Raw genomic sequence first — 16,749 nt, forward strand, 5'->3', positions numbered from 1 at the left:
GTAATTTTTAATTTTGGAATGCTGTAGTTTCTATAATAAAAAAAGGGCCAGAACAACACTCTCACATCTTATTTAATCTTATTTTCTGACGAGAATTTAGTTTTAAAAATTACCATAACTTTCTTTTATACTCGGTAATACTATCAAAAGTATAATTTAGTGCCTGAATATCATTTTTGTAAACTTCGGCAACAATACGCCTTGTATCTGGTTCGTAGTATTCTTGATAGCTTGCACGATTAACTGAATTTTCTTTTTTTAAGTTGAATTCAACATTCATTCGATTAGAGATGTAATGAAAGTCTTCGTTGAGATTTTCAAAATAACCTATATAGTCAACTGTCACTTTATTGTATCGGTCAACTATGTAGTGTAATTGAGGTTTAAAGTGATGGTATTTTTTGATATTTTCTGGAGTTAGCCAGCGCCTAACAAAATCATTGAAATCCTCATATTTTGATAATTCTTCTTGATAAAAATTGTAATCATATTTATTAAGGCCGCCTTTTTTTAAAAAGGTATATGCTGAAACCAACCTATCCCAAGGATTTCTTACAAACGTAAATTTAAAATAATTAGAAAACTCTTCCGGCCTGAAAATGCAGATATAATCATCAAGCGTTGTATGACCGCCAGCTAAATTGCCAAACAATGCCTTGTTAATAGAAATTCCAGCACACTTCGGTATATGTACAAATATAGCCATCTTTTCATCAAAAGGTTTATAAGAATAGCCATGATGTGTCTCTACTTTTCTTATATTTTGCAAATTATTAAAAGAATCTTTTCGATTTATTTTAAAACTGACACGGCGAAGTAGTAGATATAACTTAGTTGGCAAAAAGGATATTAAAATAAATTTCAATTTATAACCCCCAAAAGATGACGTTTTATTAGTTGTGCATAAGCTTCGGGATCATAGTGATGGTCGTACGGATCAGAATGAACTAGATATTCAGAAACCAAGCCATCACTTGCCAAAGAGTCAGGATCGAGGTCTAAAAAAAAGATATCATGTGTAGTCGCCCAATCTGACATTAGCTTATTGAATCTAAGCGTTAGAAGCGACCGCTCCTTTTGTCCAGTTTTTATTTCTTTTCTTAAATTAGCTACTTCACCCCAAGATTGCTCGCTTTTGATGGTCGGTAATGGTGCGCTAATTATTATAGTATTCATTTTTCCTAAGGAGCCAAGAACAAGGTTCTGGTAGTTATCAATTGTTTTCACAAGTAACTCATCGACAGATATTCCGTATTTTTCATGCCGATACCATATAACGAAGCCGGCATCTACCTCTCCTAATTGAAAAATTGTAATATCGGGATTAACGTCTTTGTATCTTTTCCTGAAAATAGGTAAAGCTTGTGTTATAGAATTGGGGTTTGATAATCCAGATATAGTAGCCCCAGGAACAGAGCAAATGCTAAATTTATATTTCTTAAAGCTAACATCAAACTGAAGATTTTTAAATATTTCGGCGTGGGAGTCGCCTAGAACCAATATTCTATTTTTTCGTAAGAAAAATTTGGTAAGCGCCAAAAGGTAATTCATATATGAAATCCTATCCCTGTGCCTCTCAGGTGAATAGCTTTACTCTAACCGAAAGATCGAGTTAGACGCCATTTTATCTATCTAAGGAACATCAGAACACGTCCTCAGGATGAGCAATAATAAGATCATCGTCAACCGAACAGGGTTCACCACTGCCAAGAGTCAAGTCACCCTCTCCGAAGCCGAGTAGCAGAACAAGAAGTGCAAGACTTGGCGTGAGATCTTTCCGTACCCCCTCATTTTAAGAAGTCATCACAAGTATAGCTCAGGCCATCATGGCCAATTGCTGTTGTGGGGTAATACCCCCGAGATCCATGCTGGGCCGTTCGTTATTGTAGGTCGATAGCCACCGAGTTGCATATTCCTGAACCTCCTCAACGGAGTGGAACAGGTATTGAGCTAGCCAGTCATAGCGCACAGTGCGACTATAGCACTCAATATACGCGTTTTGCTGCGGGTTGCCAGGCTGGATAAAGACCAGTGTAATACCATGTTTTTCAGCTCAGGCAGCCAGTGTCGCACTGATGTATTCTAGGCCATTGTCACAGCGGATCTGGCTGGGCTTTCCCCGCCTGATCCAGTGCCCGGACAACGCGCACAGAGGGCAGTGACAGGTCTACTTCAATGCCAAGACCTTTCCGATTGTAATCCTCAATCACATTGAACAGTCGGTAACTGCGGCCTCTAATAACTGGTCATGCATGAAGTCCATGAACCAGCTGTTGTTGATAGCCGTAGGCACCGCTAATGGCTCGGGTTTCTCAACACAGACCAAAACCCCAGTTTCGCTGGTTATGGGTTAATCGCACCAACAGATCCGCAATCTTGGCATTTTTACTGCTGAGCTGAGCCCGGTAGCGATAGCAGGACTCACTGACACTAAAGGCCTCGCAGGCCTTGGCGAATGCTACAGGAGCAGTGGTAACGGCTTTTGCGCCATCTCGCGGCGGAAAGATGGCTTTACCACTTTCCCTCAAGAGCTTCCTTGCACAACTCAGCTTTGAGCCGTTCTTCGGCATACATCTTCTTCAGCCGCCGGTTCTCATCTTCAAGTTCTTTGGTGAGGGGTTAATTTATCTTAGTGGATGCTAGCTTGGATCTTAGTTTCAAAAATGGCATCTCTATTACTCTATATAATATTTCAGCGAACATAAGAGAAAGAGAAAATACAGCAATAAAATAGAAGAAAAAGTTTATCTCAAAATTTAATCTATTCACAATCGCTATCGCTTCTGGGTGCAAAAGGTAAAGAGAATAGGATCTGGTAGCCATATACCTTACACCGTACACTCTCCAAAATAAACTATTTTTATAAGTAACAGCGAATAGCACCCATCCAGAAAACATTATAGCTCTTTCCAGCATACCAGGGTCGGAAATCCATGGTATTGGAATGTATCTTTGAAGAAAGTATAGAAAAAAAACCAAAGAAGAACCAATAAATATTGGTACTGATTTGTCAGCTAGCTTTTTCCATATAAAAGCGTGCTGTGATTTCACATACGCTAACAAAACACCAGCGATACAACCGTCGATCCTTACATGAGTCTGATATTCATTTTCATAAAAATTAAAATACCTAAAAAAACTTGGCACAATTAAAGCGGAAAGAAGAATAATAAGTCTTGTTCGAGCTGGAACACACCAAAGAAAACTAAGCGCTGGTGCAATCATTAAATAAAATTGTTCCTCTACTGCTAAAGACCAGCTAACATGAAATATTTCAAATGGTTGATTATAGTTTTGAATAAAAAAAATATAATCGACAGGAAAGGTCCACGCATCCTTTGTAAGCACCTGTTGAAATGAAATTACCCCTAATACCGCGTAATACGCTGGAAATGTTCGTATCCAGCGCCTATACCAAAACCGTTTAATATTGATACTACCAAAACGTGAGGTTTCTTCAAATAATTGACTACCTAAGAGCCATCCAGATAAGACGAAGAATAAGTCAACACCCATACCTCCTAGCTGCAATGGAGCGAGTATTGGTGGAGCACCGTACCCCAGAATTATATGTGCAAACATCACTAAAATTATTGCACCACTGCGTAAAAAATCTAGCGACATCAGGCGCTCTTTCATTTAAGTCAGTCTCTCTTTTTTGCTTAAGAATAAATTAAAGAGGTGCTAAAAAAGTCAGTGATTTCTTACTGGAGTGAGGTTTACTCAAATTTCAGCACTATTTCTGGCCGATTCGAGCACCAGAATCATTAAATATCCTGTTTTCAGTTTACAGCAGCCATTTTACGACCTAAATTCCGCTTTTAAACCCTAGTATAGTTAGCAACAGTGCTAAAAGTCCGTAAAACAAGTACAGGCGATATCTTGGACTATTTTACGCTAATAATCTCAAATGCTCGCGCATGAGCATGCCGCATTTGCCCAGTAACCCCCCACCCAGAAATCATGGTGATCAGAAATTCGGCATGAAGAAGTCACATTTTTCCGATAGCCAGATAATGGCTGTCTTGAAGCAAGCCGAGAGAAGAGTTCCCGTTCCGGAGTTATGGCGCAAGCATGGCATGAGCAGCACCTGCCTGTCATAGATGGTGTTTCCCAGCGCTTCGTCCGCCAAGGCGCACCAATACTGCAAAAGTACGCTCGCAGCATACACTTCAAAGGCATTGGGGGGGGCGCAACTCGCTCACCTCACGACAGTCTCTGACTATTCCTGCGGAGGAGTAACCATTTCACTAAACTGGCAACGTGAGAGGAATAAATCAGTGTTTCCCTAGACTCTCCGCAATCTCCGCTGTATTTACGGTCTTCTTTAAGCCTTTCCATGCGATTAAATTTATCACCAACACAATATAAAAAGGCTCATATATTATAAGATCCAAAAACATAGAACACACAAAGAACCCCATTAAACTAATACTTGATGCTACGGTCCCGTAATAATACGTATCATCAAACGAGCCATTAGTTTTTTTTGCATCTTTTAACCTTCGCCAAGGCAAATATATGAGCAAAAGAAACATTATACCGGTCAAAATCCCTGTGTTAGCAGAAAAGTTGATAAACGTATTGTGAGCTACATGAGGAGTCTTCCCCGGGAAGTGATAACGGGTGGCAGCCTCAAACATCTGTACGCCAGCGCCAAATATTGGATATTCGGGAATTAGACGCAAACCAGCCTCCCAAGATATAAGCCTTGGATTAATTGGTTCATTGGTCTCTACCCTTGAACTCTCTATAGTCTCTGTTGTTCGACCAATAAGCAGGCTCCCCTGATAAACCATAAAAATCACAAATGAACTAGCAATCAAAATATTTACTTTTTTCGATTTAATAACAGACGCCATCAATAGCAAAGAGATCACTGAAGCCAGCAATGCCGCGCGAGAACTAAACAAAACAATAGCATGCCACGCCATTGGAACAGAGAGTAATACTAAGCCCTTGAAAACTGTATTTTTCACCCTGAAAAAAAGCAAAATTATAAAAGGAAGAGACATCACTATAAGTGTCGAAAGTGCATTCTCGTCTCTGTACGGACTACCATAAGGCCCTTTCAAGCGCCCGTTAGCAAAACGATACCATTCCTGATTAATATAAGCAGAGTTTGCCCAGTATACGTAATAGCTGCCCACAAAAATGAATCCGTAACATAGATATTTTAATGCTTTCTCACTATTAAGAAGTGGCAACAAAACAAAATACATTATAAATATGCTATTAATAGTTCCGAGTACTAATTCTGGCGAAACAGAAACAGGCACTCCGTTAAAAGACGACAGCATGTGTGACAAGTGCATCCACAACCAAATAATAAGGATTATCAGGTTCTGCCTATCTTTATATATTTCGGAATCCGCTTTCTTTTGCGAGAGTGCAAAGATTAAGCCCAGAATTGCCAATCCCGCGGTAATTCGAAAAATGGGTATGCCCTCAAAAATCCAGAACCAAATATATTGCGGCTGCAACAGGCTATTAAGCACATAGGCCAGGCCTGCTATCCATGGTGCAAATAGTAATGAGAAACCCGCACCAATAATCAATGTAAAAAGTAGAAAACGGCCCATTAACAATCAACCTTTAAGCGTGTCGTTTCGACTGCAAAAATCGAAAAAATAATTTTCCTAAAAGCTTAAATTTTCTGCCTAATCTTTCAAAGGACAGCTTGGTTTTTTTTAAGTTTTTTACAGAACTAGAAAAGTTACGGTTCCAGTAATATTGCTCTGCAATCTCCAAAAACTGTCTATCTATTGCGGACTGAATTGATTTAAAGTGTATTTCTGGAACATCGCCTTTACTTAAAATTTTAGTCAGTATCTCAGTTCCACCTTCAAGGTTCCTTATATAATCATCGGAAACGTTATCATTTCCACGACCTAGTTTTACCGAGCACTTCTTACTGTATGCTGTTATGCCTAATGCAGATGCACGTAAAGTCAGGTCTGAGTCTTCCGAACCAATAACTTCTATTGACTTATCGATTCCACCAATAGCTTCATAAAAATCTCTTTTAATAGCAAAGGCAGATATCATAATGGGCTGCACTTCCAACAACCGCAAAAAAAAGTCATTCGTTTTCAAAATATATAAATCATTCATCTCTTGCTTAATTATCTCCTGGAAGAAGCCGTCAGAATTCAATTTAGAAATTCTTGAGCACTGTTCACCTTCCACGAGGTAATCACTGAATATATTATCTATAGTTTTGTTTTTTGCTATTTCATACAGGCTCTGTAGATAATCATCACGCCAAATATCATCACTGTCGCAGAATGCAATCCAATCGCCTTTTGCTTTTTCTGCTGCCTCTGCACGAGTTAATAGAGGTCCGCTATTTTTCTTTTTAAAATAAGTAAAGCGCTTATCGTTTAATGAATTAATAACCTCATCAGTTTCATCTTCACCGCCGTCATCCATTACAATGACTTCAAAATCACTAAATTTCTGATTTAATATCGCGGCCAAAGTGTTTCTGAGCTTATCTGCACGATTATAAGTTGGAATAACGACGGAGAAAAAAGGTTTAATAGTCATTCTTTGACTTTGCCTTTTGGTACAAACTAGCGATTTTTTCTCCGAATATAGAAAGGCTAAATTTTTCTAAAACGTCTTTCCTAGCCAATGATCCAATTCGGCGCCCTAAAGGCTCGTCTTCAATAATTCGCGCGAGGTTTTTAGCTAATTTTTCTGGACAATTTGGTGGCTGTAAAAGACTGGTCATTTCGTGGGTGAGCGCCTCCGGTATGCCGTTAACATCCGTTGACACTATCGGTAACGCAAAAGCCATGGCCTCTAATATTGAAATCGGAAATGCCTCTTCATGGGAAGCACAAACCAAAATATTCAACTCATTCAGGTAATCGCGAATATTATCGACTTGACCATGAAATATGAAAACTTTCGATAGCCCCATATCTTCTACATGTTGTTTGAGCAGCATTTCTCGTGATTCACCAAAAAGATCGCCCCCAATTACGTGAACACGGATATCTTCATGCTTCGGATAAATGAGCGAAACCGCGTCTATGAGATCAATGTGGCCTTTCCGTTCCTGCAGGTTGGCGACGATACCAATATTAATTTTATCGTCAGACAACATATTTTTCTGTATTTCGAACGGCCTAAACTGTTCAGTATCGACTCCGTTATGAATAACTTGATGCTCTCCGCCATTGAAGACCGCCTCAACCCGCGGCGCCACCACATCGTGCAACTCTTGACTGCAATACACAAAATGACAGTCTTTAGGTTGAGTTCTGAAAATCCAGCGCAACGCCGGTGAGTCGATCGGAAAATGGATATGGAACACCAAAGGAATCCCCAATTTATTGGCGGGCTTGATCAGCGTTCTGCTTACAAAAAGATCACCGATATGAATAAGGTCTATTTGGTTTTTCTTGAGATAATCTATCCAAAGGCGAAAACCAGCTAAGGTCGCGAAGGGTTTTCGAATATCAGGCTGTTGGATTTTCAGTACCGAAGCCGTAGCACCTAGTTCCCGCGCTGCTGCAATCAACGGCCCATCCTCCGGAGTCACCAAAAATGCATCGTGGGCACCTTTATCCAGGCTCCGAATGATATCCAGCGTTACCCGTTCAGCCCCACCCATTTTGCCAACGTTATGCACATACAGTACATTCATTCATGGGCCCCTGGTTCAACTTTAAACTTTTTTCTCAACCGTTTCATGACTTTATGACGGAAAGGTGCGACTTCACCTAAGCTCCCTAAGCTCACACCATTATTTAAAATTTTCAGGTTAATATCGTTCATTGTGTTGGGCCAGTCCACGAAAGGCATGACATCAAGAAAAGGCTCTTGAAGCTGACCGACTTTGTACCGACAAATCTTATTGATATACAGCTTAATATCCGCCAATCGCCATGGATGCAGGCTTTCGAATTGGTAGCCTACTCCCTCTAAAAAAGTGACTCTATGCTGGTAGTCATCTTTTTTATATTTGAGGTTTTCATTTACCAATTTTGTAATTTGAGAATCAATCCAACTTAACCCTACAGGCAAACAGATTTTCTGTGTAACGAGCCGCTGAACGAATTCATCAGTGAGCCCGTACAGGTTACCGAAAAGACACGAGTACTTAGTTGCTAATTCAGTGTGTCGCTGAATATTACGGCCAGCTTGCGGTAACCCCGTAATTGCATTTTTTCCGTGTGCCCTTACTAGCTGATCAAATAATAATGGAAATGCATTATTCGTAAAAGTCACATCACTATCTACAAAGAAATGCACCGCGGATTTTGGCAGATTTTTGTGGATATAATTATTCCAAGCATTACATTTATCACCAAGCTTCAAATCAAGGATTAAGTATGGCACTGTGCAACTTTTCAATATAGTACTAGCCACTAAAACTGTTTCGTCGGTACAACCATTCGCAACGATGGTAATTTTTTCTAATCTATGATCAGAATTATTAATTATACTTCTTATTGCATCGGCAATTGTCTCTGCTTCGTTGTAAGCAAAACTGACTACGGAATATCCATCGGCCAAAGTATACTCTCCGATATTTTAAACTTTACTATTTAAGGTTTTTAAATTTAAGCACTTATTATATATAATAATATACTTATTGTGTTTTTTATGGTGATTTATAAACAGCGAGAATATTATTCTCCGGATAAGGTAACCTCAGAACACTTAAAAATTTCCAAAAAACCATCTCTAATAAATTCAAATATTTCATTGCGATCGTCATAGAAACGTCGTCTAAATAGCGGAAGTCAACTTGCTCTAGACGTTGCTTTAAAAACATGCTATCCAGTTCTTTTTTACTATTCATTTTATATTGCACTGGGAAGGTGTCTTTCTCCTCACCGCCCCAGAATATCTTTTTCAATTTATAGTGCCATTCGAATGGTGTTATTCTAGTGATTATCGGAACAGGTGACTTTTTATTAATTGTGTAAATTATGACTACACCTCCATCCGCCATCAAAGACTTAAGTTTTTCGACGACGTCATCAGGATTTTCTATGTGCTCGGCAACCATTCTTAGCGTAATCAAATCAAATTTTTCATCAGTTTCAAGATCTTCGATAACACAACATTCTGCTTTATGGCAGTAAGGATTGTCATGCACATTTTGACTCGGATCGACGGAAACGAGGCGCAGGCATTTTTTAGATAGCCTCTCTGAAAGCAATTCATTGTGTGGGAAAATTGATCTCCCTCCACCCACATCCATCCAACGAGTGCTGGAGCCTATCAATTGATCAATCGTTGCCTCGTAAACGTCACCGGCTAACGAATATCCCATTTTATACCGTCGTCTTGGGCTCCAGCCTGTCGTATCCGGATCGCCGTATTTTTCTATGAAGTGCTTAGTCAGGTCCTCTTTGGTTGGTCGCTTATACTTACCAAGCATGTAGATCTTCCTCTAGTCCATTATGACTTTCGTTGTTGTGGTCATTTATCTTGGTGATAGACCAAATAATTTTACAAATCGCTACCAACCAATATCTACGAAGATGTGTCACCTTAGCTCTACGGTTTGGTCAAAAACAGCCCGCGCCTGCTCGGTGTGCTTCGCCCACGTCAGCTTGCCGAGCACGTGTTGCCTGCAAGTATCAGGCTGGAATTCACCCTTTTCCGTAGCTTTTTTCAGGGCCACAACGGCTTCGGAAATACACGCAGGTTCGGTGCAGTCTGCTATTAACCCTGTAATGCCTATGTCCATGGTTTCTGCGGTGCCACCGGAGTTACCGGCAATCACCGGTTTACCGGCAGACTGAGCTTCCACTAACACCATGCCGAAACCTTCGATGTCGTTGCCGTCTGAACGGTTTGGCAATATGAACAGGTCGCACTGCTGGTAACAGCCAATCAAATCGCTGTCGTCAATTTCATTCAGGAACTGCACCTGCTGCTCCAAACCAAGTTTTTTGACGGCGGCTGTCAGGTTTTTGTAGTTGTCGCCCTGCCCTACAATCACGTACATCAGGTTAGGTATGTGCTTGAGCAAATGCGGAATCGCTTCAATCATTCTGTCGTGGCCTTTACGCCTTTGTAGCCGGCCAACAGTCAGGCATACAAAGCGGTCGGTCCAGCCATGTGCAGCTCTAAATTCAGTATTCGGCGGCACGGGTTTGAACCGGTCTTCATCCACGCCCGGGTGAATCACAGCGATTTTTTCTTCTGGCACTTGCCAGTGTTCTACAAGCAGCGCTTTCGTGTTCTGGCTGTTACAGATCAGCCGGTTTGCACCGGCCAGCACCCGCTTAACAATCCAGGTTAGCTCTCGGCTTGTGCGCGCTACTTCGATGTCTTCCCCATGCACGTAGCACACAAGCGGCTTGCGCAGAATTTTGGCCAGTAGCAGGCCTGTGAAACCTTCGTGGATGGTGCGGCCACAATGAATCTGGGCAAGGCCCTTTGGCTTTAGTCGAAGAATACGAAACAATGTACCGGTATAAAACGCCAAGCCTGACAGGCTGATTAGGCCCCAGCTGTTCGATGCCATTTTTATTCGGTGAATGGCCTGAGGGAATTCGTTGTCAACGCGTTGATTGTCCGCCGTTTTGGTATTGTTCTGAGTCACAATCGTTACGGAACCGGCTTCCAGTCGACGATACAGCTCATAAAACCAGCGCCCACTCCCCCCATGCAGGGGCGGGAAAATTTCGCTGAGTAGTAAAATCGACATCTATAGATTCCAGTTTTAGTCTAAAAGCAGGATGCCAGATCGGCGCGCCATTCTGGTTCGGTCTGTTTTTGAGTAACCGAGACCATGTAGTTCTGCCACCAAATCTCATACATCAACATGCTCCAAAGAACCGGCGAATGGTCGAATAGCCCGCGCTGGTGCTGGTCCCATATCAGTTGAATGTGGTCTTTATTGAATATCTGCGCCAGCCCTTCTGCTTTGTGCAGCAGAAAATCTTCGGCAATGGTTTTCAGTTCGTCGCGTAACCATTTGGCCAAGGGCGTGGAAAAGCCCATTTTTTTGCGATTGAGTATGTCTGGGGGCAACAAGGGGCTAAGGGCTTCCCGAAGAATGATTTTCTTGTTGCCTTTGTGAAACTTGAGTTTGCTGGGCAATTGATTGGCAAATTCTATAATGCGGTAATCCAGCAGTGGCGAACGTAGTTCCAGAGAGTTGGCCATACTCATGCGGTCGGCTTTCACCAGAATGTCACCGGGCAGAAAGGTGCGCATGTCGGTGTATAGCACCCGGGCCAGGTGATCTTTTGAATCGCACTGGTGATAGATGCGTTCGGTCAGTTCACTGGGGTGATAGTCTGCCAGCGCCGTTCTGAAATCCTCGTTCAACAGCATTTGCCAGATGTGGTCGTCTATAAACGTGTTGGTGACATAAAAGGCTTTGGCCGGGTTCAGGCTTAGGCTGTGCATTAATGAGCTGGCGCGGCGCACATATTTATTAGGCACTTTGCGCAGGGCCGGGGCCAGCTCCCCCATTACGGCGCGTACCGATGACGGAAATTTACTGCGCAGCTGGTTCTCGCGCCAGTCTGTGGCGTATTTTTCGTAGCCGGCAAAAATTTCGTCGCCGCCATCGCCGGTCAAGGCAACGGTCACATCTTGTCTGGCCAGTTCAGACACCAGAAAGGTAGGTACCAGGCTTGAGTCTGCGAAGGGTTCGTCCAAAAACTGGCAGATTTCCAGCAGGCGCTCGGCTACGCCGTCTTTTACCATGTGCAATCTGTGATCGGTGTTGTACTGCCGGGCAACGGCTTGGGCGAATTCGGCTTCGTTATAGGCTTTTTCATTGAACCCTATGCAGCATGTGGTAACGGTGTTGCCGCCTTTGGCCATCATTGCCACTACGCCGCTGGAATCGACGCCACCGCTTAAAAAAGCGCCCAGGGGTACGTCGCTGATCATCCGCTGTTTTGTGGCGTCTTCGATTAAGTCCAGCAGCTGGCCCTTGGCTTCTTCCATGGTGATGGGTTCTGGCTCGCCCATCTCTGGCAACCAGTAACGCTGGATTTGAATCTGGCCGTTCCGGCTGCGATGCAGATGGCTACCGGGTTCCAGTTTGTAAATATTGTTGAAAATGGTTTTCGGGTCTGGCACGTATTGATAGGCGAAGAAGTCATAAACCGCATCCGGGCGGATATCACGGGGCACATTCGGACATGCCAGAAGTGCTTTCAGTTCTGACGCAAACAGCAGTTGACCATCTTGCTCAGTGTAGTAAAGAGGTTTTTTGCCGATTCGATCACGAATCAGGTCCAGGGTTCCCGCTTCGTTATCCCACAGTGCTATGGCAAACATACCGTTGAGTTGCTGTACTGCACCCAATCCTTCGTGGGCCAGCAGCGCCATAACCACTTCGGTATCGGTTTGGGTACGAAACCGGATGCCTTGCCCTTCCAATTTTGTACGCAGGCTCTGGAAGTTGTAAATCTCGCCGTTAAATACAATAGCGTAACGACCGTCTGCGGATACAAAGGGCTGGTTGCCTGCTTCAGAAAGATCAATAATGCTCAGCCGTGCATGGCCCAGTACGGCGCCATTGAACTGCATAACGCCTTGGGCGTCTGGCCCGCGATGGCGCAATGCATGAACCATTGCCTTGGCAACGCTCACGTGAGTTTCCGTTGAAGTCGCTGTGGTAAATCCTGCTATGCCGCACACGTGAACGATCCCTATAAACGAATATGCTTGCGAATGAGCGGCCCCAGAATGTTCACAACACTCAGGGGAAGGCGGCGCCAGGCATTTTCAACCATGGCCCTTGCCCGGCTCTGGGAGGCAGGCAGGCTACCGCACTGGCCAAGCCAGTTTTCCCATGTCAAACAATAGGGCTGCGCACCCCATTGTTTTTTGAATCGAAAAGTACCCTCACCAAAGGATGACCTACCAAAATCAAAAACGCCAATACCGTCATTCGCACAGTGGGAAATCAGTTTCCAGTATAACAACATGTTGGGTGCCAGTCGGTTATATTCCGCCAGTGAAGACGCCCAGGGAATAGCCGCGCAATTGCCGTTTTTTAGCACAATACCACCGGCGGCTACTTTGCCCTCAAAATAGATAACACTCACCAGGGCGTTATCACCATAAGCTTTGCATATAGCGTGAAACAGCTGTTTGCTGTGCACCGGCGACCCCAGCGAGTGCATGTTCCGGCTGAACACGTAATAAAAGTCTTCGACCAGTTGTGGGCTGTTGCCCACGGCGGTTGTGCAGCCGTTTTTGATGGCTTTTTTGATCTGGCTTCTGAGTTTTGGCTTGAACGCTGCCAGTTGCTGTTCGCTACCCGGTTCCAATTCAAGCAGCATGCTGACTTTCTGGCCTTCAAGTTCCGCGCTGAGGCGGTCAAAATCCAGACCCAACCCACCCCGCTCACGCTGTCGGATTTCAAGTAATAAAGCACCTAATTCTGTCGACAACTCTATCGCTTTGGCGTGCAGTAGCGGCCGGTGGTGTTCGTCACCTAGAATTCCGCCCAGGTCGCAAAACGGCAAGCTGACAAGCGACGCTTTTCCGGCCAGCGGCGTTTTCATAAGAATAAGCGGTAACACCGCCAGAACCGTTCCACCCTCTTCGACTACCAGCGGATACGCTTTATGGCCATAGACTGTCTCTACGGCTTGCAGCCATTCAAAGCGATGATAGGGCGACGCGTTTTGTGCGCTCGCCACAAAGCGATTCCATTCCGTACTCTCGCTGGCATCAAGCAGCCGCGTGTTAGCCATGGGCTTTCAATACTCCCTGCTTCTTCAATTTCAGCGCTGCATCCGTGATGGTGACTGTTTCCACATCGCACTGTGAACGAAGAAAGCTGACCACTTTTTCGATCCGCTGCATCAGGCGGGCTTTGTCCTGTTCAGACTGAACATACCGGGTTGAGCCCGGTAACAAGCTGGAACTGTGCAGATACATGTGAATCACCGGGTAGTTCTGCGCCAGCATTTGCTTGCACAGTGCGATCATATCGCTTGCCGATGACAGCTCCGGGCTAAGATAGATTTTGCGATGCAGGGTGGCCGCCCACAACAATCCAATCACCCGAAAGCGCGCCCAGCCAGGTTGTTCCAAAGTTTTATGCAGGCGTTGCGCGCTGGTAAATGGCCTGTGGTTAAAGCCTGCGGTAACGGGAAGCTCTATTAACTCGGGCGATGTATTCAGGTGCGACATTGCCAGAGGCCAGCTGTCGTAATCAGCGCAACTGAACCAGTCGTTTTCATAGAATGGATAAATGCTTGAGTCCACCAGGTAGCCCTGATGTGCAAGGGACTTAAGTATTTCATCGTTTATGCCCCAACGACCCGAACGGAAAGACGTAGGCTTGCACCCGGTTACCTCATTGATTTTGTCTGTTAGCGACTGGATTTGGGCAGCTACTATGTCGATCGGTAAATTTACGATGTGGGAGTCGCCTTCTGACCCCACAGGAACCACCGGCGGCGTTACCCAGGGGTGAAGGTGCGTGCCGTATTCCATGTTGCTGTGGGTTTTATAAAGGTCCGTCAGAATCCCCAGTGAATGGGGGTTTTCCAACACAGCGTAATCCAGAAAGTAGCTGGTCTTTATGCCAATGTTGCTAACCTGGTGTTGAAATTCAGGCAGGTGGTCAACGTTTTCTACCGAAATAACCCGGTTTGGAAAGGGGCCATCCCAATCCCATTCTTCTTCTGTATCCACGCTGAGTACAAAGTAGACTTTACGCATCTTTCGCTGCCTGCCCTGCTGCGGGTTCTGGAACCAGGTTCTTGAACAGAGTTCCATAAATCTCCGCCATCGCTGAAGCAGAGAAACTGTCGTAAATCCGGGTGCGGCCAGCGCTGGCAAGCCTTGTTTTTATTTCCGGGCTCTGTGCAAGATTGGCCCATGCCTGCGCCAATGCGCTGGTGTCGCCGTAGGGGATCAGTAAACCCGTTTGATCCGGTTTTATAAGCACGTCTACGCCTGGAATATCAAAGGCTGTTACACACACATTCGCGGCCATCGCTTCCATCAGGCAGCGCGGTACACCTTCAAGGGATGAGGTTAGTACAAACGCATCAAACGTAGGAAGAAACGCAAGCCGGTCATCCCGAAATCCGAGAAATTCCACCGCGCTTGCAAGGCCAAGCTCTGCAACCTGACCCATCAGATTGGCTTTTCTATCGCCATCACCGATCAGTATAAGCCGGGCATTCTGATTTTGCTGATAAAAAACGTCAAAGGCACTAACCGTTGCTGCCAGGTTCTTTCGGCTGATCAACTGGCCTATATAACCAATTCTGAACTCTGATGTTTCACGAGCTTTTGGTGCTGCAATCGCAGCTTCAACTTCGCTGAGATCTACCCCATTATTGATCAGCTGTACTCTGTGGGTGTTAACCCCGTACTGCTCTACAACCGTTTTTTCAATGTCTTCAGACAGCGGGCAAACCCAATCAAAGCCGTGAAAGGCTTTACCGCCGAGCCACATATACGCTTTCAGGCGCCTGTCTTCGGCGTTTTCAAAACCGTGAGGGGTGCAAACAGAGCGCACGCCTGCAAGCTTTGCGGCTGAGATACCCAGAATGTCGGATTTGTAGCCATGAGTATGAATCACATCTATGCGCAAGTCGCGCAGCAGCTTGGCCAGTCTAAAAATAGACAAAAAATCAAATTTTGACGCCATCTTCAGGCGATGCAAACAGGCGTCGGGTAAAGCCGAACGCTTCAGCACTTCGTCCGACGAACCTGCTTCATCGGTGATAGCGATGTGGTACTCGATGGTAGGGTCGGCGTTCGCCGACACTAACGCATTGATCCATCGTTCTGCGCCGTAATAACCGGTGGGGCAGATGAACTGAAGAACCCTGATGCTCATTCCGCGAAAGTCCTTTTCAGCATAAGCCTTATTCCCATTACTGTACCTGCTGTGCGAGCTAGAAAATACACCAGGTAAAACAGCAATAAGAAATGGAACGGCAGATTGTTGGAAGGCTTCAAATACAACCTTGCACTGTAAAGTATTGACGGGGTAAGCAGCATGAAGATGCCCGCGGCCAACGCCATTCTGGAATAAAAGCCTGTAAGCAAAACGATAAACGCGAGCAACATCCAGAACGGCAGCAAAATACTTGGCCATTCACGCAGTGGCACGGTTCGGCCTGAAAGTGAACGCAGGTTGTATTCCGAGCGCCAGATTTCTTTGGTAAAGGTTTGCCGCAGGGTTTTGTCTTCACCCAGGTGGATGTATTCAGTGCGAGAGGTATAGTAAAGCTCGCCCAGGCGGGACAGTTTTTCTGTGTAGTAATAGTCTTCGCAGGTTTTTAAGTGCCCGGGGAAACCGCCTACAGCATTGTGCGCCGAGCGCTTGACCAGAAGATTCCGCCCCGGAAGAAACTGCACGGTTTCATCAAGGCTTACATTACTGAGAGCCGTGCGCAGCTGCTCCACACGCCCGGCATTTGCTGACGGTTTCTGCATGGCGCTGACCAGCAATCGGCTGGGCTTTTGCGCCAGTTGTTCGGCGCACGTTTGTAGCCAATCTACAGCCAGTTGGATATCGGCGTCTAAAAAGGCAATCAACGGTGCCTGGCCCAGCGCAACACCCCGGTTTCGCTGATCTGAAATGGAAGAGGCCTCCGGCGCATAAACTACGTGCAGCTTTTCGTGGGCTTCAATGTCTAAAGGGCTGTGATTTTTTGTTACAACCGTGATGCTTGCTACCCGGTCAACACCGGTTTGTGCCAGTACAGAGGCAACGGTGGCCACCAGCATTTCGGGCCGGCCCATGTGCGGTATTACGAAATCGACGGTATCCAT

The 16,749-nt window shown here is 44.8% G+C and carries 14 protein-coding genes and 1 pseudogene; all 15 read right to left on the reverse strand.

Features of this window, described 5'->3' with window-relative positions; all coding sequences use genetic code 11:
- Positions 1 to 109: 109 nt before the first annotated feature.
- The 15 genes and pseudogenes from MRBBS_RS10515 to MRBBS_RS10585 all read right to left on the reverse strand — a co-directional run bounded on the left by MRBBS_RS10515 (position 110) and on the right by MRBBS_RS10585 (position 16,749).
- Positions 110 to 865, reverse strand: a complete 756-nt coding sequence (locus MRBBS_RS10515; RefSeq protein WP_041635250.1) for a sulfotransferase family 2 domain-containing protein — start codon at positions 863 to 865, stop codon at positions 110 to 112.
- Positions 862 to 1,551, reverse strand: coding sequence for a hypothetical protein (locus MRBBS_RS10520; protein ID WP_041635251.1), 690 nt, complete (start codon positions 1,549 to 1,551; stop codon positions 862 to 864). The genes MRBBS_RS10515 and MRBBS_RS10520 overlap by 4 nt, the downstream gene beginning before the upstream one ends.
- 265 nt (positions 1,552 to 1,816) lie before the next feature.
- Positions 1,817 to 2,610 (reverse strand): annotated as a pseudogene (locus MRBBS_RS20010) (integrase core domain-containing protein); the annotation flags it as partial.
- A gap of 9 nt (positions 2,611 to 2,619) precedes the next feature.
- The gene (locus MRBBS_RS10530; RefSeq protein WP_050996627.1) at positions 2,620 to 3,639 is read right to left on the reverse strand and encodes an acyltransferase family protein; all 1,020 of its coding nucleotides are present in this window, start codon (positions 3,637 to 3,639) and stop codon (positions 2,620 to 2,622) included.
- Between the two features lie 638 nt (positions 3,640 to 4,277).
- Positions 4,278 to 5,582, reverse strand: a complete 1,305-nt coding sequence (locus tag MRBBS_RS10535; RefSeq protein ID WP_014871488.1) for an O-antigen ligase family protein — start codon at positions 5,580 to 5,582, stop codon at positions 4,278 to 4,280.
- 13 nt (positions 5,583 to 5,595) lie between these two features.
- On the reverse strand, positions 5,596 to 6,549 hold the full coding sequence (locus tag MRBBS_RS18675; RefSeq protein ID WP_014871489.1) for a glycosyltransferase family 2 protein: 954 nt from the start codon (positions 6,547 to 6,549) through the stop codon (positions 5,596 to 5,598).
- Positions 6,539 to 7,657 carry a glycosyltransferase family 4 protein gene (locus tag MRBBS_RS10545; RefSeq protein WP_014871490.1) on the reverse strand — a complete coding sequence of 373 codons (1,119 nt, stop codon included), beginning with the start codon at positions 7,655 to 7,657 and terminating at the stop codon, positions 6,539 to 6,541. The genes MRBBS_RS18675 and MRBBS_RS10545 overlap by 11 nt, the downstream gene beginning before the upstream one ends.
- Positions 7,654 to 8,529, reverse strand: coding sequence for a glycosyltransferase family A protein (locus tag MRBBS_RS10550; protein ID WP_014871491.1), 876 nt, complete (start codon positions 8,527 to 8,529; stop codon positions 7,654 to 7,656). Before MRBBS_RS10550 ends, MRBBS_RS10545 begins: the two co-directional genes overlap by 4 nt.
- An 88-nt stretch (positions 8,530 to 8,617) precedes the next feature.
- The gene (locus tag MRBBS_RS10555; protein WP_041635252.1) at positions 8,618 to 9,403 is read right to left on the reverse strand and encodes a class I SAM-dependent methyltransferase; all 786 of its coding nucleotides are present in this window, start codon (positions 9,401 to 9,403) and stop codon (positions 8,618 to 8,620) included.
- 108 nt (positions 9,404 to 9,511) lie between these two features.
- Complete coding sequence (locus MRBBS_RS10560) at positions 9,512 to 10,681, reverse strand: glycosyltransferase family 4 protein (RefSeq protein WP_014871493.1); 1,170 nt, start codon at positions 10,679 to 10,681, stop codon at positions 9,512 to 9,514.
- Positions 10,682 to 10,701: 20 nt separating this feature from the next.
- Positions 10,702 to 12,636: an asparagine synthase (glutamine-hydrolyzing) gene (asnB, locus tag MRBBS_RS10565; RefSeq protein ID WP_050996628.1), complete on the reverse strand. Its 1,935-nt coding sequence runs from the start codon at positions 12,634 to 12,636 to the stop codon at positions 10,702 to 10,704.
- 11 nt (positions 12,637 to 12,647) lie between these two features.
- The gene (locus MRBBS_RS10570; RefSeq protein WP_014871495.1) at positions 12,648 to 13,700 is read right to left on the reverse strand and encodes a FemAB family XrtA/PEP-CTERM system-associated protein; all 1,053 of its coding nucleotides are present in this window, start codon (positions 13,698 to 13,700) and stop codon (positions 12,648 to 12,650) included.
- Positions 13,693 to 14,676 (reverse strand): hypothetical protein, encoded by a 984-nt coding sequence (locus tag MRBBS_RS10575; protein ID WP_014871496.1) that lies wholly within the window; start codon positions 14,674 to 14,676, stop codon positions 13,693 to 13,695. Before MRBBS_RS10575 ends, MRBBS_RS10570 begins: the two co-directional genes overlap by 8 nt.
- Positions 14,669 to 15,808 (reverse strand): glycosyltransferase, encoded by a 1,140-nt coding sequence (locus MRBBS_RS10580; RefSeq protein ID WP_014871497.1) that lies wholly within the window; start codon positions 15,806 to 15,808, stop codon positions 14,669 to 14,671. The genes MRBBS_RS10575 and MRBBS_RS10580 overlap by 8 nt, the downstream gene beginning before the upstream one ends.
- Positions 15,805 to 16,749 (reverse strand): glycosyltransferase, encoded by a 945-nt coding sequence (locus MRBBS_RS10585; protein WP_014871498.1) that lies wholly within the window; start codon positions 16,747 to 16,749, stop codon positions 15,805 to 15,807. Before MRBBS_RS10585 ends, MRBBS_RS10580 begins: the two co-directional genes overlap by 4 nt.

The organism is Marinobacter sp. BSs20148, from assembly GCF_000283275.1.
Taxonomy (GTDB): Bacteria; Pseudomonadota; Gammaproteobacteria; order Pseudomonadales; family Oleiphilaceae; genus Marinobacter; species Marinobacter psychrophilus.